The 17,509-nt window shown below is 71.2% G+C and carries 13 protein-coding genes; 9 read left to right on the top strand and 4 right to left on the bottom strand.

Annotation, left to right across the window (positions count from 1 at the left end; translation table 11 throughout):
• Nucleotides 1–82 precede the first annotated feature (82 nt).
• Nucleotides 83–1,327 (top strand): cytochrome P450, encoded by a 1,245-nt coding sequence (locus C4U03_RS09985; protein WP_103937387.1) that lies wholly within the window; start codon nucleotides 83–85, stop codon nucleotides 1,325–1,327.
• Nucleotides 1,328–1,385: 58 nt separating this feature from the next.
• Here C4U03_RS09985 and C4U03_RS09980 read toward each other — a convergent pair whose 3' ends face one another.
• On the bottom strand, nucleotides 1,386–2,120 hold the full coding sequence (locus C4U03_RS09980) for an SDR family oxidoreductase (RefSeq protein ID WP_103937386.1): 735 nt from the start codon (nucleotides 2,118–2,120) through the stop codon (nucleotides 1,386–1,388).
• Nucleotides 2,121–2,234: 114 nt separating this feature from the next.
• Here C4U03_RS09980 and C4U03_RS09975 point away from each other — a divergent pair, with 114 nt between their 5' ends.
• On the top strand, nucleotides 2,235–3,104 hold the full coding sequence (locus C4U03_RS09975; RefSeq protein WP_103937477.1) for a helix-turn-helix transcriptional regulator: 870 nt from the start codon (nucleotides 2,235–2,237) through the stop codon (nucleotides 3,102–3,104).
• A 90-nt stretch (nucleotides 3,105–3,194) separates the two neighbouring features.
• Here the strand turns inward: C4U03_RS09975 and C4U03_RS09970 are convergent, their stop codons facing one another.
• A complete protein-coding gene (locus tag C4U03_RS09970) occupies nucleotides 3,195–4,739 on the bottom strand; it encodes a long-chain-fatty-acid--CoA ligase (RefSeq protein WP_103937385.1) in 1,545 nt (514 codons plus the stop codon).
• Nucleotides 4,740–5,143: 404 nt separating this feature from the next.
• Here C4U03_RS09970 and leuS point away from each other — a divergent pair, with 404 nt between their 5' ends.
• Both leuS and C4U03_RS09960 read left to right on the top strand, forming a co-directional pair.
• Nucleotides 5,144–7,609, top strand: coding sequence for a leucine--tRNA ligase (gene leuS, locus C4U03_RS09965; protein WP_235017737.1), 2,466 nt, complete (start codon nucleotides 5,144–5,146; stop codon nucleotides 7,607–7,609).
• A gap of 570 nt (nucleotides 7,610–8,179) precedes the next feature.
• Complete coding sequence (locus tag C4U03_RS09960; RefSeq protein ID WP_200827163.1) at nucleotides 8,180–8,572, top strand: cupin domain-containing protein; 393 nt, start codon at nucleotides 8,180–8,182, stop codon at nucleotides 8,570–8,572.
• 51 nt (nucleotides 8,573–8,623) lie between these two features.
• On the opposite strand, the gene lexA is transcribed toward C4U03_RS09960, so the two are convergent.
• The gene (gene lexA / locus C4U03_RS09955; RefSeq protein ID WP_103937383.1) at nucleotides 8,624–9,325 is read right to left on the bottom strand and encodes a transcriptional repressor LexA; all 702 of its coding nucleotides are present in this window, start codon (nucleotides 9,323–9,325) and stop codon (nucleotides 8,624–8,626) included.
• A gap of 638 nt (nucleotides 9,326–9,963) precedes the next feature.
• Here lexA and C4U03_RS09950 point away from each other — a divergent pair.
• The 4 genes from C4U03_RS09950 (at nucleotide 9,964) to C4U03_RS09935 (ending at nucleotide 14,905) form a co-directional block, all read left to right on the top strand.
• Nucleotides 9,964–10,260, top strand: coding sequence for a peptidoglycan-binding protein (locus C4U03_RS09950; protein ID WP_103937382.1), 297 nt, complete (start codon nucleotides 9,964–9,966; stop codon nucleotides 10,258–10,260).
• A gap of 194 nt (nucleotides 10,261–10,454) precedes the next feature.
• A complete protein-coding gene (nrdR, locus tag C4U03_RS09945; protein ID WP_103937381.1) occupies nucleotides 10,455–10,928 on the top strand; it encodes a transcriptional regulator NrdR in 474 nt (157 codons plus the stop codon).
• 83 nt (nucleotides 10,929–11,011) lie between these two features.
• On the top strand, nucleotides 11,012–13,828 hold the full coding sequence (locus C4U03_RS09940) for a vitamin B12-dependent ribonucleotide reductase (RefSeq protein ID WP_103937380.1): 2,817 nt from the start codon (nucleotides 11,012–11,014) through the stop codon (nucleotides 13,826–13,828).
• A gap of 162 nt (nucleotides 13,829–13,990) precedes the next feature.
• The gene (locus tag C4U03_RS09935; RefSeq protein WP_103937379.1) at nucleotides 13,991–14,905 is read left to right on the top strand and encodes a helix-turn-helix domain-containing protein; all 915 of its coding nucleotides are present in this window, start codon (nucleotides 13,991–13,993) and stop codon (nucleotides 14,903–14,905) included.
• Between the two features lie 41 nt (nucleotides 14,906–14,946).
• Here the strand turns inward: C4U03_RS09935 and C4U03_RS42800 are convergent, their stop codons facing one another.
• Nucleotides 14,947–15,750, bottom strand: coding sequence for a DoxX family protein (locus C4U03_RS42800; RefSeq protein WP_103937378.1), 804 nt, complete (start codon nucleotides 15,748–15,750; stop codon nucleotides 14,947–14,949).
• A 133-nt stretch (nucleotides 15,751–15,883) separates the two neighbouring features.
• On the opposite strand from C4U03_RS42800, the gene C4U03_RS09925 reads away from it, so the two are divergent.
• Nucleotides 15,884–17,428 carry a TerD family protein gene (locus C4U03_RS09925; protein ID WP_103937377.1) on the top strand — a complete coding sequence of 515 codons (1,545 nt, stop codon included), beginning with the start codon at nucleotides 15,884–15,886 and terminating at the stop codon, nucleotides 17,426–17,428.
• Nucleotides 17,429–17,509: the final 81 nt, after the last annotated feature.

Raw genomic sequence — 17,509 nt, 5'->3', positions numbered from 1 at the left:
CGTCCAGGGGTGGTGCGAGCACGGTTTACTTTGGCAGGATGTATGTAAACCGAATGTGGTTCTACTCATAGGGGTCGCGTCCATGGTCAAGGCAGCCGACATCAACCTCACCAGCTGGGGCTTCTGGGAGCGCCCGCTGGAGGAACGGCATGCGGCGTTCCGTGCCCTGCGCTACGAGCCCGGACTCCCGCACTACGAGGAGCCCGTCACCTACCTGCCCCCCGGACCGGGCTACTACGCGCTCACCCGGCACGCCGATGTGGTCGAGGCCTCCCGCCGCCCCAAGGACTTCTGCTCCGGCCAGGGCGCGATCAGCATCCCGGACATGCCGGCCGACCTCGGCGAGTACTTCGGCTCCATGATCAACATGGACGACCCCCGGCACGCCCACATCCGCCGGATCGTCTCTCGGGCGTTCTCCCCCCGCATGATCCAGCGGTTCGAGGACCACGTCGAGGAGGTCGCCGCGCGGATCGTGACCGGCGTCCGCGAGGGCGGCGGCACCGGCGACTTCGTCGCCGACGTGGCCGCCCGGCTGCCGCTGACCATCATCTGCGAGCTGATGGGCATCTCCGAGGACCACTACCAGACGGTCCTGGACGCCACCAACGTGATCCTGGCCGGCGCCGACCCGGAGTTCGTCGACGCCGAGGACTTCGAGAAGATCGCCATGGCGCTGCTGACCGCCGGGCAGACCCTCAAGGACATCGTCGAGGACCTCGGCCGCCACCGCCGCGCCAACCCCACCGACGACCTGACCTCCGCCCTGGTCAACGCGAACATCGACGGCGAGTCGCTGACCGACCAGGAGCTCGGCTCGTTCTTCATCCTGCTGGTGGTGGCCGGTAACGAGACCACCCGCAACGCCATCGCGCACGGCCTGCACCTGCTGACCCACAACCCCGACCAGCGCGCCCTGCTGACCGAGGACTTCGAGGCCCGCATCCCCGGCGCCGTCGAGGAGATCGTCCGCTACGCCTCCCCGGTCATCTGGATGCGCCGCACCGCCACCTGCGACACCACGCTCAACGAGCACGAGATCAAGGCGGGCGACAAGCTGCTGCTGTACTACTGGTCGGCCAACCGGGACGAGACGGTCTTCGACCACCCCGAGCGCTTCGACATCACCCGCTCGCCCAACCCGCACATCGGCTTCGGCGGCCCCGGCCCGCACTTCTGCCTGGGCGCCCACCTGGCCCGCCGCGAGATCACCGTGATGTTCCGCGAGATGTTCCGGCAGGTCCCCAACATCCGCACGGCCGGCGAGCCGGACCGCCTGCTGTCCAACTTCATCAACGGCATCAAGCGCCTGCCCTACGAGATCTGACCGGCCGGCCACCGACTCCCGGCGGGGCGGTACCCCGTTCCCGCCCCGCCGGGTCCGATCACCAGGGGACGACCGTGCCCGGTTCGGGCTCGTCCATGAAGTAGCCGCCGGTGGGGCCGTCGTCGGGCAGGGTCGCCAGCCGCACCACCTCCGCGGCGCCCTCCTCGGCGGCGCGCGGGCCGGTGTGCGCGTTCAGATCGGTGGCGCAGTAACCCGGGTTGACCGCGTTGACCTTGGCCGGCGTGCCCGCCAGCTCCTTGGCGTAGCACAGGGTCAGCGCGTTCACCGCCGTCTTGGAGGTGTTGTACGCCAGCAGGACGAACGGGTAGTGCGCATAGGACGGGTCCGACATCAGGCCGAGCGACCCCAGGTCACTGGACAGGTTCACGATCCGGGGCGCCGCCGAGCGGCGCAGCAGCGGCAGCATCGCGTTCGTCACCGCCACCATGCCGAACACGTTGGTCTCGAACGTCGTCCGCAGCACCTGCAGCGACGTCTCGCTGGGCGCCGCATCGTCGATCATGATCCCGGCATTGTTGACCAGCACGTCCAGCCGCCCGAACTCGCTCTCGATCCATCCGGCCGCCTTGGCCACCGACGCCTCGTCGGCGACGTCGATCTCCACGAACCGCGCGTCGGCGCCCTCCTGGCGGAGTCTGCCGGCGGCCTCCTCGCCGCGCTCGGCGTTCCGCGCGCCCACCAGCACGGTGATCCCGTCGGCGCCCAGCCGTCGCGCGGTCTGGAGCCCGATTCCCTTGTTGGCCCCGGTGATCAGGGCGATCGTTTCCGTCATGGCGTTCACTGAACGCGGTGGCGGGCGGCGCCACCAGAGACCGCCGGAGGCTGGGACCGGCGGTACCACCCTGAGGCGTACCGGGGCGACGGCGGCTGCCCCATGCTGGAGGGCATGGACAGGCGGGAACTGGCGGACTTCCTCCGCTCGCGGCGCGCCCGGATCCGGCCCGAGGACGTCGGCTTGGAGACCGGCCCCCGGCGGCGCACTTCGGGGCTGCGCCGCGAGGAGGTGGCGCGCCTGGCGGGCATGTCCGTCGACTACTACATCCGGCTGGAGCAGGCCCGCGGTCCCCGCCCGTCCCGGCAGATCCTCGGCGCCCTGGCCCGCGCGCTGCGACTGACCGACGCCGAGCGCGACTACCTGCACCACCTGGCGGGCGAGTCGCCGCAGCCCAGGCCCGGCCCGCCGCAGGACGTGCCCGCCGGGATCCTGCACCTGCTGGACCGGCTCGACGACACCCCGGCGTTCGTGATGGACGCCAAGTACGACGTCCTCGCCTGGAACGCGATGGCCGCCGCCCTGGTGCCCGGCTTCTCCCTGCTGGCGCCGCGCGACCGCAATCCGCTGCGGTCGTTCTTCCTGGCCCCGGAGTCGACCCAGATCATCGACGACAGCGAGTACGGCCGGTTCGCCCGCACCTGCGTGGCCGACCTGCGTGCCGCCGCCGCCCGTTATCCCGACGACCCCGGGGTGGCCGGGCTAGTGGCCGAACTGCTGAGGGGCAGCGCGCTGTTCACCCGGCTGTGGTCCGAACGCGAGATCGCCGTGCAGCAGAGCAACGTCAAGGTGCTGCGGCATCCGGTGGTGGGGCCGATCGAACTGCACTGCGACATACTGCTCGTCCCCGACCGCGATCAGCGTGTCGTGCTCTACACGGCGGCGCCGGGAACTCCGGCGTACGAGGCGCTCAAGCTCCTGCGCGTGGTGGGGACCCAGGATCTGACCGCCGATGCCGCGGTGGGCGAGCAGGGGGAGCGGTGACCCGGCGGCGGGGTCGCGGGTTCCAAAGATCGCCGGGCGGGGGGCGGAGGCCGCGTCCTGGGGCGTGGCCCCCGCCCACCGAGCGGGCCGCTAGCGGAGCTCGCGCTTGAGGATCTTGCCGGTGGCGGTCATCGGCAGCTCGTCGCGGAACTCCACGACGCGCGGGTACTTGTAGTTGGCGAACTGCTCCTTGCCCCAGGCGACCAGCTCCTCCTCGGTCACCGTGGCGCCGGGCTTACGGATCACGTACGCCTTGATCTCCTCGCCGTGCGACTCGTGCGGCACGCCCACCACGGCGGCCAGCGACACGTCCGGGTGGGTCATCAGGACCTCCTCGATCTCGCGCGGGTACACGTTGAACCCACCGCGGATGATCATGTCCTTCGACCGGTCGATGATGTAGTAGTAGCCGTCCTCGTCGCGGCGGGCGATGTCGCCGGTGCGGAACCAGCCGTCGCGGATCGCCTCGGCGGTCGCCTCCGGACGCTTGTAGTAGCCCTTCATGATGTTGGGGCCGCGCACCGCGATCTCGCCGGGGCCCTCGCCCTCGACGGTCTTCCAGTCGTCGTCGATGAGCTTCATCTCCACGCCCCAGATCGGCAAGCCGATCGAGCCGGGCTTGGTGGCCCGGTCCGGGCGGTTGAACGAGCACACCGGGGAGGTCTCCGACAGGCCGTAGCCCTCCAGGATGTCGACGCCGAACTTCTCCTTGACGCCCTTGAGCACCTCCATCGGCAGGGACGCCCCGCCGGACACCGCCACCCGCAGGTTCTCGCGGATCGCCGCGACGTCCTCGGGCGCGGTGTCGTCGGTCAGCAGCGCCCACCACATGGTCGGCACCCCGGCGAACTGGTTGACCTTCTCGTCCACCAGCGTCCGGATGGCGGCCTTCGGCTCGAAGCGCGGCACCAGCACCAGCGTGGCCCGCCGGTACATGCCGACGTTCATCACGCAGGTCTGCCCGAAGATGTGGAACAGCGGCAGCGTCACCATGAAGGTGTCGTGTGGCGTCCGCTCGAAGTTGGCGTCGTTGACCAGCGCCTGCAGCAGCAGGTTGTTGTGCGTCAACTCGGCGCCCTTGGGCTGGCCGGTGGTGCCGCTGGTGTAGAGCACCACGGCGGTGTCGTCCGGCTTGGTGGACACCGACTCGAAGGTGCCCGGCTGTCCCCCCAGGGCCGCCCAGAACAGCTCGGCGCCCTCGATCGGGGACTCGGTGACGTCCAGCCCGGCCGGCAGCAGGAAGAAGTTCTCGCAGCCGGCGGCCTCCTGGAAGCCGGCCCAGCCCATCTCGCCCAGGGGCAGCTCGGGGGTGCCCTGGAAGCAGAAGAACGCCTTGGCGTCGGAGTCGTTCAGGTGGTAGGCGATCTCGCGCGGCTTGAGCAGCACGTTCAGCGGGACCACCACGGCGCCGGCCTTGAGCGCGCCGAAGTACACCATCGGGAAGTACGGCAGGTTGGGCGAGGAGAGCGCGACCTTGTCGCCCGGCTGGACGCCCCGCGACACCAGCAGGTTGGCGACCTGGTTGGCGACCTGATCGAGGAACGAATACGACAGCCGCATCTCACCGAAGACCACGGCGTCACGGTCCGGCGTCTCCCGTGCGGCGTCCTCCAGCAGAACGGACAGGTTGAGCATGGCACTCCTCGCGAGCTGACCGCCAATGGCGTCGCGTCGAATGGTCTGGGATGTGACGTTCATCCTGGCCTAATGGCCCCTGCCGACGCTACCCGCAAGTAATGACTTATGTGCAGGTGCCCAGGGCTCAGGTGCGGGTGCCCAGCGGGCGCCACGTCGAGCTTGTCCCTTGCGCTAGTCTTGTGATATGCGAGTGTGCCTGCTTCTTGGCCCGCCGCGCTGACACCACCCGTCGGCGCGGTGACCCCTCCTGTGCGAGGGGTCTCTTCGTGTACGGGCCCGGCAGGCGCCAAGCCCATGGCAGACCAGTACGACGCACGTACACCCATAGCAAAAGACCGGAGTTGGCGACCTTGAGCACCGATGAACACACCCGCGAAGCGTCGGGAGGCGCAGCCGGGGCCGTGGCCCCCAGTGACTCCTACGACCCGCGGGCGGTGCAGGACAAGTGGCAGGCCCGCTGGGCCGAGATCGAGCCGTACCGCGCCGAGGAGTCGGCCGACGACTCCCGCGAGCGGCGCTACGCGCTCGACATGTTCCCCTACCCCTCTGGCGACCTGCACATGGGTCACGCCGAGGCGTTCGCCATCGGCGACGTGCCGGCCCGCTACTGGTTCCAGCGCGGCTACAACGTGCTGCACCCGATCGGCTGGGACTCCTTCGGCCTGCCCGCCGAGAACGCCGCCATCAAGCGGAACGAGCACCCGGCGAAGTGGACCTACGCCAACATCGAGACCCAGGCCGCCTCGTTCCACCGGTACGCCCCGTCGTTCGACTGGTCGCGGCGGCTGCACACCTCCGACCCCGAGTACTACAAGTGGACGCAGTGGCTGTTTCTGCGCTTCTACGAGCGGGGTCTGGCCTACCGCAAGGGCGGCCAGGTCAACTGGTGCCCCAATGACCAGACCGTGCTGGCCAACGAGCAGGTCGTCGGCGGGCACTGCGAGCGCTGCGGCGCCCTGGTCGAGCGGCGCACACTGACCCAGTGGTACTTCCGCATCACCGACTACGCCGACCGGCTGCTGGACGACATGGCGCAGCTGGAGGGCAGGTGGCCGGACCGGGTGCTGCTGATGCAGCGTAACTGGATCGGCCGGTCCACCGGAGCCGACGTGCAGTTCGTCATCGAGGGCCGCGCCGAGCCGGTCACCGTCTTCACCACCCGGCCCGACACCCTGTACGGCGCGACGTTCTTCGTGGTGGCCGCCGACGCGCCGCTGGCCGCCGAGATCTGCGCCCCCGAGCAGCGCGCCGAGTTCGAGGCCTACCGCGAGCAGGTCTCCCGCGAGAGCGAGATCGACCGGCTGTCCACCGAGCGCGAGAAGACCGGCGTCTTCCTGGGCCGGTACGCGATCAACCCGGTCAACGGCGAGCGCATCCCGGTGTGGGCGTCGGACTACGTGCTGGCCGAGTACGGCCACGGCGCGATCATGGCGGTGCCCGCCCACGACCAGCGCGACCTGGACTTCGCCCGCAGGTTCGGGCTGCCGGTGCGGGTCGTGGTCGACACCGGCGAGGCCGACCCCGCGCAGACCGGCGTCGCCACCGCCGGGGACGGCCGGCTGGTCAACTCCGGCCCGCTGGACGGGCTGGGCAAGGCCGACGCCATCGCCAGGGCCATCGAGGTCCTGGAGTCCAAGAGCCTGGGCAAGGCGTCGGTCAACTACCGGCTGCGCGACTGGCTGGTGTCCCGGCAGCGGTTCTGGGGCTGCCCGATCCCGATCGTGCACTGCGCGTCCTGCGGCGAGGTCCCCGTGCCCGACGAGGACCTGCCGGTGCGGCTGCCTGATCTGCGCGGCGCGGACCTGGCGCCCAAGGGCACCTCGCCGCTGGCCGCCGCCGGGGACTGGGTGGACACGGCCTGCCCCAGGTGCGGCGGTCCCGCCACGCGCGACACCGACACCATGGACACGTTCGTCGACTCGTCCTGGTACTACTTCCGCTACTGCTCGCCGGACTACGCCGACGGGCCGTTCGACCCCGAGCAGGTCCGCACATGGATGCCGGTCGACCAGTACACCGGCGGCGTCGAGCACGCCATCCTGCACCTGCTGTACAGCCGGTTCTTCACCAAGGTGCTGCACGACATGGGCATGGTGGACTTCACCGAGCCCTTCACCCGGCTGCTGAACCAGGGCCAGGTGATCCTGAACGGCAAGGCGATGTCGAAGTCCACCGGCAACCTGGTCGACCTGGGCGACCAGATCGCCGAGTACGGCGTGGACGTCGTCCGGCTGGCGATGCTGTTCTCCGGCCCACCCGAGGACGACATCGACTGGGCCGACGTGTCCCCGCAGGGTATGGCCAAGTTCCTGGCCCGGGTGCACCGGATCGCCGCCGAGACCGCCGCCCCGGCCGGGGCCGACCCCGCGGCCGGCGACGTGACCCTGCGCCGCGCCACCCACCGGGTCATCGACGAGGCCACCACCATGGTCGAGGCGCAGCGCTTCAACGTCGCCATCGCCCGGATCATGGAACTGGTCTCGGCCACCCGCAAGGCCATCGACTCCGGCCCAGGCGCCGCGGACCCGGCGGTGCGGGAGGCCGCCGAGACCATCGCGATCCTGCTGTCGCTGTTCGCGCCCTACACCGCCGAGGAGGCCTGGGAGGCGCTGGGCCGCCAGGCCCCGGTCATCCGTGCCGGTTGGCCGTCCGCCGACCCCGCCCTGCTGGTCGAGGACCAGGTCACCTGCGTGGTCCAGGTCGCCGGCAAGGTCCGCGACCGGCTGGAGGTGCCGCCGGGCATCGCCGCCGACGAGCTGGAGCGGCTGGCCCTGGCCTCCGACAAGGTCCGGGCGGCGCTGGGCGACGGGGGAGTCCGCAAGGTCATCGTGCGCGCCCCCAAGATCGTCAACATCGTCCCGGCCTGACCCGTCCCCGCCCGCCACGGCCTGCCGCGGCGGGCGGACGCTCGGCGTCCTCCAGGGTGCAGCGCTTCCGCCGCCCCCTGCGGGACGGCCGGGCGTCCTCATGACCCGGTGTCTCCAGGAGGGAATGGGGCTGTCACACCCTCGTGGGGCGCTTCGGTGTCGTCGCGTCCCGAGGGACCGGGGCGCGGATGGCCGCGGATGGCGTGGTCTCGTCATATCCCCTAGGGACGGCCGCCGTCGTCGCGTCCTGTGGAGCGGGACGATCCGCGGGACGGAAGGGTTCCGGCATGTCCTCATGAGGTCGCTTGCCGGGCTCGCTCTTGTGGGACGCGCCAGTGCCTGGTTTGGTGCAGAACGGGACGTTCTATCGTGTCCTGTGGCGATGAGTTGGTGCCATGGTGGCCGTGGGGACGGGTGGTGTCGCCGGGGCGTCGGGGCATCCCTGGTGAGCAGGGCTCCCGGGTGGTCGGTAACGTCCCACCTGGCAGGTGACGCCGGGTCGGAGACCACCCCCGTAACACCAGACCGCCCGCGGCGCGTTCCGCGGGTGCCTACCTACAGAGGAGACACATGTCCGAGGCCGTCGTCTCGCCGGTGCAGCGCGTCCGGACCGTTCCCAAACCGTGGGGACACGAGGAGATCTTCGCGCTCGTGGAGGGCCGCTTCTGCGGCAAGACCCTGCACGTCAAGGCGGGGCATTCGCTGTCGTTGCAGTACCACGAGGTCAAGGAGGAAGTCATCGCCGTCCAGAGCGGCAACGCGCTGGTGGAGGTGGGGCCCGACGCGACGGCGCTGACCGAGCTGCGGCTCGGCCCCGGCGACTCGCTGCACCTGCCGCCGGGGATGGTCCACCGCGTCACCGCCATTGACGACCTGGTGCTGCTGGAGGCATCCACCACCGAACTCGACGATGTGGTGCGCCTGGAGGACCGCTACGGCCGCGAGGGGACCTCCGCTCCCTGACCGCCGGCCCGGGACCCTGACGCGGGCGTCCCGCCCGCGTCAGGGTCGTGCTCACATCTTGCGCAGCACCGCCACCACCCGGCCGAGGACGGACGCCTCGTCGCCGGGGATCGGGTCATAGGCGCTGTTCTGCGGCATCAGCCAGACATGGCCGTCCTTGAGCTTGAACGTCTTCACGGTGGCCTCGCCGTCGATCATCGCCGCGACGATGTCGCCGTTCTCGGCGACCGGCTGCTGGCGGACCACCACCCAGTCCCCGTCGGCGATGGCCGCCTCGATCATCGAGTCGCCGGAGACCTTCAGCAGGAAGTGGGTGCCCTCGCCGACCAACTGCCGGGGCAGCGCGAACACGTCCTCCACGGTCTCCTCCGCCAGGATCGGCCCGCCGGCGGCGATCCGGCCGACCAGCGGCACCATGGCGGGCGTGGGGCCCGACTCCTGTCCGCCGGCGGCCTCGAAGGCCGGGGCGGCGGCGCCCTCCACCCGCACCGCGGCGGCGCCCGGCACCCGCACCTCCACGGCGCGCGGCCGGTTCGGGTCGCGCCGCAGGTAGCCCTTGCGCTGCAGGGTGCGCAACTGGTGCGACACGCTGGAGGTGCTGGTCAGTCCGACGGCTTCACCGATCTCGCGCATCGAGGGGGGATAACCGCGCCGCTGGACCGAGTCCCGGATCACCTCGAGCACCATGCGCTGCCGCTGGGTCAGACCGCTGTCGTCCATCGGCCCGTCGGGCAGTTCCCGGACCTTGCTCATCGCTAGACCGCCTCCTGGGCGCTGGGCGTGACGGCCTGCCGGCGCGCCACTCGTACGGGATCCCTCACTCCTCGTTGTGATGGCACGTTAGCGTGGAACCCGCTGATGATCAAACAACTGTTCGAAGAAATTCGGCGTGTTCCGCTCGCCTTGTACCGGGCGCCTGCGATACAAATCGTACACCCGTTCGATCGAACTTTCATTCGAATCCCTCGATCGGAGGCACCACCATGGCGAGCCCGTCCCGGACCCCCCGCCCCTGCCGCCCCCTGCTCACCCGCAAGCACCTCACCCTCCTGCCCGGCGGTCCTGAACGCCGTCCCTCCGACCGGGCCCCTCACCTCCCGCGCAGCACCCCCACCCCGCCCCGGCCCGCCGACGCCCCGAGGCCCCGCCGCGACCGGACCGGTCACGCCCCGCCCCCCGGCCACCCGGCATCCGGCACCCCGGCCGGGGGCGACCGAGAACGACGTGGTCCGGCCGGGCGCGGCCCGACGGACGGCGGCCCGTCCCGGCGTGTCCCGGCAGGCGGCGACCCAGCCCACCGCCGTGCGGCAGGAGGCGGCCCGAGGCCGCGCGGCCCGGCGGCCGGGAGGGGGCGGCGCCCGCGCGGCGGGGTTGAACGGGACGCCGGGCCGGTGCGGCTGACCCGGCGCGGCAAGGCGGCCGTCGTCATCGCGATGACCGGGCTGATGCTCGGCGCGTTCTGGCTCGGCACCGAACGGGGCTCGCACGCCGCCGAGACCCCCGGCTCGGCGCCGCGCCAGGAGGTCCGGACGGTCGCCGTCGGCCGGGACGACGTCCTCTGGGAGACCGCCGTCCGCGCCCGGCCCCACACCGACCCGCGGCTGACCGTACGGCGGATCGCCCAGCTCAACGGCCTGCCCGGGTCCGTCGTCCAGCCCGGCCGGCGGCTGCGGCCGCCGGTCCGCTGAGCGGCGCGGCGGCGACACGCCGGGCTGGGACCCTTGGGGCCGATGTGACCAGGGTCTACCGGCGAGGTGATCCCTCCAGCTTGCGCTGCCCTCCGCCGACCCCTACGGTTGACCACAACATCTAGTAATTACATCGATGTGATTATCCACAGGTTGTGGTCTTGTGGTGATCTGTCAGGGGAGGTCGAGACGCGGTGCACTGCCCGTTCTGCCGGCACCCCGACAGCCGGGTGATCGACAGCCGCTCCACCGAGGACGGCGCGGCCATCCGGCGCCGCCGTTCCTGCCCCGAGTGCGGCAAGCGGTTCAGCACCCAGGAGACCGTGCTCCAGATGGTGGCCAAGCGCAGCGGGGTCACCGAGCCCTTCTCCCGGGAGAAGATCATCGCCGGGGTGCGCCGGGCCTGCCAGGGCCGCCCCGTGGACGAGGACGCGCTGGCCAAGCTGGGACACCGGGTGGAGGAGGCGATCCGGGCCACCGGGGTCGCCGAGATCCCCTCCCACCAGGTCGGCCTGGCCATCCTGGGACCGCTGCGGGAGCTCGACGAGGTCGCCTACCTGCGATTCGCCTCCGTCTACCGGGGGTTTGAGTCGCTGGAGGACTTCGAGCGGGAGATCGAGTCGCTACGCGCCGCCGCCGACGCGGGGCGCCTCCAGCGCGACGACTGAGAAAGCCCGGGCCGGTGGATGGGCCGGCCGCCGGGCAACGTTGATCCTGTTATGGGCCTGTCACGGCCTGAAGGGGGAGAGTCATGACCGAAACGGTGAGCGGCTCAGCGGCCAGGCGCGGCAAGCGCAGGGGGCTGAAGATCGGGCGGGTCTTCACCAAGCCGGGCGTGCACCCGTACGACGAGATCGACTGGGAACGCCGGGACGTCGTCATGACCAACTGGCGCGACGGGTCGGTCAACTTCGAGCAGCGCGGGGTGGAGTTCCCCGACTTCTGGTCGGTCAACGCCACCAACATCGTCACCTCCAAGTACTTCCGCGGCGCGGTCGGCACCCCGCAGCGCGAGTGGAGCCTCAAGCAACTGGTCGACCGGGTCGTCGAGGCCTACACCCGCACTGGCCGGGAGCACGGCTACTTCGCCTCCGACGAGGACGCCGAGATCTTCGACCACGAGCTCAAGTACGCCCTGGTCCACCAGGTCTTCAGCTTCAACTCCCCTGTCTGGTTCAACGTCGGCACCAAGTCCCCGCAACAGGTCTCGGCGTGCTTCATCCTGTCGGTGGACGACACGATGGAGTCGATCCTGGACTGGTACAAGGAAGAGGGGATCATCTTCAAGGGCGGTTCCGGGGCAGGGCTGAACCTGTCGCGGATCCGCTCCAGCAAGGAACTGCTGTCGTCCGGGGGGACCGCCAGCGGGCCGGTGTCGTTCATGCGCGGCGCCGACGCCTCGGCGGGCACCATCAAGTCCGGCGGCGCCACCCGGCGGGCCGCCAAGATGGTCGTGCTGGACGTCGACCACCCCGACGTCGCCGAGTTCATCCAGACCAAGGCGCGCGAGGAGGACAAGATCCGCGCGCTGCGGGACGCCGGTTTCGACATGGACCTGGGCGGCCGGGACATCACCAGCGTCCAGTACCAGAATGCCAACAACTCGGTGCGGGTCTCCGACGAGTTCATGCGGGCGGTGGAGAACGACGGCGAGTTCGGCCTGCGCGCCCGGCTCAACGGCGAGATCATCGAGACCGTCAAGGCCAAGGACCTGTTCCGCATGATGGCCCAGGCCGCCTGGGAGTGCGCCGACCCCGGCATCCAGTACGACGACACCATCAACGACTGGCACACCAACCCCGAAACCGGCCGCATCACCGCCAGCAACCCCTGCTCCGAGTACATGAGCCTGGACAACTCGTCCTGCAACCTGGCGTCGATCAACCTGCTGAAGTTCCTGCGCGAGGACAACACCTTCGACGTGGCGCGGTTCACGAAGCTGACCGAGCTGATCATCACCGCGATGGACATCTCGATCACGTTCGCGGACTTCCCCACCGAGAAGATCGGCGAGACCACCCGGGCGTACCGGCAGCTGGGCATCGGCTACGCCAACCTCGGCGCGCTGCTGATGGCCACCGGGCACGCCTACGACTCCGAGGGCGGCCGGTCGCTGGCCGCCGCGATCACCTCGCTGATGACCGGCGTCGCCTACCGCCGCTCCGCCGAGCTGGCCGGGGTCGTCGGCCCGTACGAGGGGTACGCGCGCAACGCCGAGCCGCACAAGCGGGTGATGCGCAAGCACGCCGCCGCCAACGACCAGATCCGCACCCTCGACGAGATGGACAAGTCCATCCACGTCGAGGCCACCAGGCAGTGGGCCGACTGCATCCGGCTCGGTGAGAAGAGCGGCTACCGCAACGCACAGGCCAGCCTGCTGGCGCCGACCGGGACCATCGGCCTGATGATGGACTGTGACACCACGGGCATCGAGCCGGACCTGGCGCTGAAGAAGTTCAAGAAGCTGGTCGGCGGCGGGTCGATGGAGATCGTCAACCACACCGTGCCGCGCGCCCTGCGCAAGCTGGGTTACCAGCAGGAGCAGATCGAGGCGATCGTGGAGTACATCGCCGAGCACGGGCACGTGGTGAACGCGCCCGGCCTGCGCCCCGAGCACTACGAGGTGTTCGACTGCGCGATGGGCGAGCGGGCGATCAGCCCGATGGGCCACGTGCGGATGATGGCCGCGGTCCAGCCGTTCCTGAGCGGCGCCATCTCCAAGACCGTGAACATGCCCGAGCAGGCGACCGTCGAGGACATCGAGAAGGTCTACTACGAGGGCTGGAAGCTGGGGCTCAAGGCGCTGGCGATCTACCGGGACAACTGCAAGGTGGGCCAGCCGCTGTCGGTGGCCAAGAAGAAGGACGAGGAGAAGGCCGTTCCGGTGGCGGCCGAGCCGGCCGCACCGGTCGTTCCGGCGCGGCCGGTGCGCAGGCGGCTGCCCAAGCAGCGGCCGGCGACCGTCACCCGCTTCTCGGTGGCCGGCGCCGAGGGGTACATGACCGCCTCGTCCTACCCGGACGACGGCCTCGGCGAGGTGTTCCTCAAGCTCGGCAAGCAGGGTTCCACGCTGGCCGGCGTGATGGACGCGTTCTCGATGGCGATCTCCATCAGCCTGCAGTACGGGGTGCCGCTGGAGACCTGGGTGGAGAAGTTCACCAACATGCGGTTCGAGCCGGCCGGGATGACCGACGACCCGGACATCCGGATGGCCACCTCGGTGATGGACTACATCTTCCGGCGGCTGGCCCTGGACCACCTGCCGTACGAGCAGCGGGCCGAGCTGGGCATCTTCACCGCCCAGGAGCGGACGATGCAGGCCAACGGCGAGGACCCGGCCACGCTGCACGCCGACGAGGAGGTGGCCCGCGAGACCCTCGCCCAGACCGCGGAGATCGCCCGCCCGGCGGCCGCCCCGGTGCTGCAGGACTCGGTCGATCTGATGGAGAGCCACCAGGGCCGTACCGCCGAGGACGCGCCGCTGTGCATGACCTGCGGCACGAAGATGCGCCCGGCGGGCAGCTGCTACGTCTGCGAGGGCTGCGGCTCCACCAGCGGCTGCAGCTGAGGAAAGGCGTCGCCGAACGCGAACGGCGCGCGTGAATGAGGGGAGCCGGCACGGTGTGCCGGCTCCCCTCGCGCATTGTCCTGGGGGCGAACGCGAACACCGGGCCGGAGCGGGAGGATTCGGCTTGAGGTTCCAGCCGCTGGAAGGTGCACAGTCGTCTTCATGAGCACGAGCGCGGAACTGTTCACCATCGGGCAGCTCGCGGACCGGTGCGGTGTGTCCGCCCGGACGGTCCGGTTCTGGTCGGACGCCGGGCTGGTCCCGCCCGCCGGCCGGTCCGCCGGCGGCTACCGCCTCTACGACGCCGAGGCGGTGGCCCGGCTCGACCTGGTGCGGAGCCTGCGGGAGCTGGGCCTTGGCCTGGAGGTGGTGCAGGAGGTCCTCGCGCGGACCCGCACGGTCGCCGAGGTGGCGGCTGCGCACGTCACCGCGCTGGACGCGGAGATCCGGATCCTGCGGCTGCGCCGCGCGGTGCTCCACACGGTCGCCGAACGCGGCGGCACGATCGAGGAGACGGTGCTGATGCACAAACTGGCCAGGCTGTCCGCACAGGAGCGGCAGCAGATCATCGACGACTTCGTCCGGGAGGTCGCCGAGGGCATCGATCCCGGCACGCCTGCGATGGGCGTCGTGGAGAGCATGCGGCGGCTTCCCGCGGAGCTGCCCGACGATCCGGCCCCCGAACAGGTCGACGCGTGGGTCGAGCTGGCGGAACTCGTTGCGGACGAGGACTTCCGGCGGCGGGTGCGCGCCATGGCGGTCGCCGGCGGGGGAGCCGATGAGCTGGAGTTCGGCCCCGACTACCAGACGGTGCTGGAACACGCCGGGCGGGCGCTGGCGGAGGGGATCGAGCCCGGCTCCCCGCAGGGGAGGGCCGTTGCGGACCGGATCGTCGGGCCGGAGACCTCGGCCGCACAGCGGGCCCGGATCCTGGAGCAACTGGAGACGTTCGTCGATGCCCGGGTGGAGCGGTACTGGCAGCTCCTGGCGCTCGTCAACGGCCGTCCGCCGCACCCGCCGGCCGTCCCGGCCTTCGAGTGGCTGATCGCCGCCCTTCGAGCCGGCAGCGGTGCCTAGCCGTCCGGCTAGGGGCGGCTCTGGGGTCGAGGGCCCTGTGGTCAGGAGTCGGTGCCCGGTCCCGGCTTGCCGCGGGGCTTGCGGCGTCCGGCGACGAACACGTCCTGGCCGGTGTCGCCGATGATGTCGGAGGCCAGCCGGGGCCGGGAGGCCGGGGCTGCCGGGGGCTCGCCCTCGGGTTCGGGGTCGGGGTTCGGCGTGCCCGTCTGCTTCTTCCGGCTCCTGGCGGACGGTCGTCCGCTCCGGGGCTTGGGCGCGGCGGTTTCGGCCGGCGGCTCGGCGGCGGGCGGTTTCTCGTCCGGTGCTGTGTCGGACGCTGCCTTGACCGGTGCCGCCTTGGGCCGGGTCGTCTCCGGCGCGGTGGGCGCCGGCGAGGCGGGCGCGGGCGAGGCGGGCGCGGGCGGCGGCGGTGCGTCGGGTGCGCGCCGGGGGAACAGGCGGTGGTCCAGCGAGATCCGGCCGCCGGCGCCCGCCGCGAACAGCAGGCTCGCCAGGCCCAGCACGAGGACGAGTTCGAAGCCGTTGCGCGCCCTGCCCTGATCGACGAGGAACAGCCCGTTCCCGGCGTGGACGAACACCAGCGCCCCGGCCATGTCCAGGAACAGCAGGGTGCCGGCGACCGGCAGGCCGAGCCCGGCGATCAGGGCCAGGCCGCCCAGCAGTTCGGCGAAGGTGGCGTAGATGGCGGCGGCGGTGGGCGCCGGGACGCCCATCCGGTCGAAGGAATCGGCTGTGGCGGTGACGCCCACCTGGATCTTCTGCCAGCCGTGGGCGAGGAAGACGACGCCGACGCCGATCCGAGCCAGCAGCGCGACGACGTCGTACAGTGGCCGAGTGCTGCGCATGGCCGTCAGTTCCCTTCCGTGCGTGTCCAGGGATGATCCGATACCGCGGGGGCGGGCGTCCAGAGGCGTCCGGAAGCCGAAACCCTAACGCCACGGGTCGATCCCGTGCCCACATGCCTTTAGGTTTACGTCCATGACGATGCAGAAGGGCGCCAACGTACCGGTGCCGGTTTCCGCGGTCCGTGTAGAACTGGGCTGGCAGGGCGGCCCCGGGGTGCCCGACGCCGACGCGTCGGCCCTGCTGCTGGCGGCCGGCAAGGTCCGTTCCGACGCCGACTTCGTGTTCTACAACCAGCCGGTGCATCCGTCCGGCGCGGTGCGGTACGAGGGCAAGCAGCAGGGGCCGGTCGTGCGGGACGTGCTGTCGGTGGACCTGGCCAGGATCGAGCCTCAGGTCGAGACGGTGGTGATCGTCGCCTCCGCGGACGGCGGCACGTTCGGCCGGTTCCAGGGCCTGTACGTGCGGCTGCTGGACGCGGCCGACGGGTCCGAGGTGGCGCGTTTCGACAGCACCGGCGCGACGACGGAGACGGCGTTCGTGCTCGGCGAGCTGTACCGCAGGCAGGGCGCGTGGAAGTTCCGGGCCGTGGGCCAGGGCTATGACACGGGCCTGGCCGGGCTGGCCACCGACTTCGGGATCTCGGTGGACGACGCCCCCGCGCCGCAGCAGCCCGCCGCGCCGCAGCCGCCCCCGCCCCCTGCGCCGCCGCAGACGCAGCACATGCCGCCTCCGCCGCCGGGTCAGTACACGCCTCCGCCTCCGCCGCCGGGTCAGTACGCGCCCCCGCCTCCGCCGCCCGGCCAGTACGCGCCCCCGACCCCGCCAGGGCAGTACGCGCCGCCCCCGCCACCACCGGGTCAGTACACGCCTCCGCCTCCTGGCCAGTACACGCCCCCGCCTCCGCCTCCTGGTCAGTACACGCCTCCGCCGCCCCCGCCGGGGCAGCCGCAGTACGCGCCGCCTCCACCGCCGCCTCCGCCGGGTCAGCAGTACGCCCCGCCGCCTCCGCCCGTCCCGGGGCAGCCCGCGCCGCAGCCGGTCAGCCTCAGCAAGATCTCGCTGACCAAGGACGCGCCCGCGGTCTCGCTGACCAAGCAGGGCGCCACCGCGGGCAACATGCGGGTGAACCTCAGCTGGACCGCCCGTCCCGGGGTGGCCAAGGGCAGGCTCGGCAAGCGGCGCCGCGGCGTCGACCTCGACCTCGACCTGTGCTGCCTGTGGGAGCTGACGGACGGCACCAAGGGCATCATCCACGCCCTCGGCGACTTCGGCGCGCTGAACTACCCGCCGTACATCCAGCTCGACCAGGACGACCGCACCGGCGGCAGCGCCACCGGCGAGAATCTGACGATCAACCTGGACCACACCGCCAAGTTCCGCCGGATCCTGGTGTTCGCCGAGATCTACGACGGCGCCGACGACTTCCGGGGCGTGGACGCCGTCGCCACGCTCTACCCGATCGGCTCACCGCCGATCGAGATGAGCATGAACGACTGCCATGACGCCTCCCGGGACGCCGTCCTGGCGCTCATCGAGAACGTCAACGGGGAACTGGTGGTCCGCCGTGAGGGCCGGTTCATCCTGCCGCCGCCGGGCCGCCCCCGCTGGGGCAAGCTCGCGGTCGACCAGGCCTACGGCTGGAACCTGGAGTGGGTCGCGGCCCGCGGCAAGGACTGACCCCGCGTTCCCTGCTGGCCGCGGTGTCGGGTGAGGCGCTCATCGCTCCGCCGAGACCGCCCCACCCGTTCCGCGAGGCCG

Source organism: Thermomonospora echinospora (assembly GCF_900108175.1).
GTDB lineage: Bacteria > Actinomycetota > Actinomycetes > Streptosporangiales > Streptosporangiaceae > Thermomonospora > Thermomonospora echinospora.
This window is presented reverse-complemented; position numbering and strand designations above follow the sequence as displayed.

Bases quoted from the DNA above. Each gene is read 5' to 3' on its own strand.
- C4U03_RS09985 (WP_103937387.1), top strand. From the start codon at position 83: ATGGTCAAGGCAGCCGACATCAACCTCACCAGCTGGGGCTTCTGGGAG.
- C4U03_RS09980 (WP_103937386.1), bottom strand. From the start codon at position 2,120: ATGACGGAAACGATCGCCCTGATCACCGGGGCCAACAAGGGAATCGGG.
- C4U03_RS09975 (WP_103937477.1), top strand. From the start codon at position 2,235: ATGGACAGGCGGGAACTGGCGGACTTCCTCCGCTCGCGGCGCGCCCGG.
- C4U03_RS09970 (WP_103937385.1), bottom strand. From the start codon at position 4,739: ATGCTCAACCTGTCCGTTCTGCTGGAGGACGCCGCACGGGAGACGCCG.
- C4U03_RS09960 (WP_200827163.1), top strand. From the start codon at position 8,180: ATGTCCGAGGCCGTCGTCTCGCCGGTGCAGCGCGTCCGGACCGTTCCC.
- lexA (WP_103937383.1), bottom strand. From the start codon at position 9,325: ATGAGCAAGGTCCGGGAACTGCCCGACGGGCCGATGGACGACAGCGGT.
- C4U03_RS09940 (WP_103937380.1), top strand. From the start codon at position 11,012: ATGACCGAAACGGTGAGCGGCTCAGCGGCCAGGCGCGGCAAGCGCAGG.
- C4U03_RS09935 (WP_103937379.1), top strand. From the start codon at position 13,991: ATGAGCACGAGCGCGGAACTGTTCACCATCGGGCAGCTCGCGGACCGG.
- C4U03_RS42800 (WP_103937378.1), bottom strand. From the start codon at position 15,750: ATGCGCAGCACTCGGCCACTGTACGACGTCGTCGCGCTGCTGGCTCGG.
- C4U03_RS09925 (WP_103937377.1), top strand. From the start codon at position 15,884: ATGACGATGCAGAAGGGCGCCAACGTACCGGTGCCGGTTTCCGCGGTC.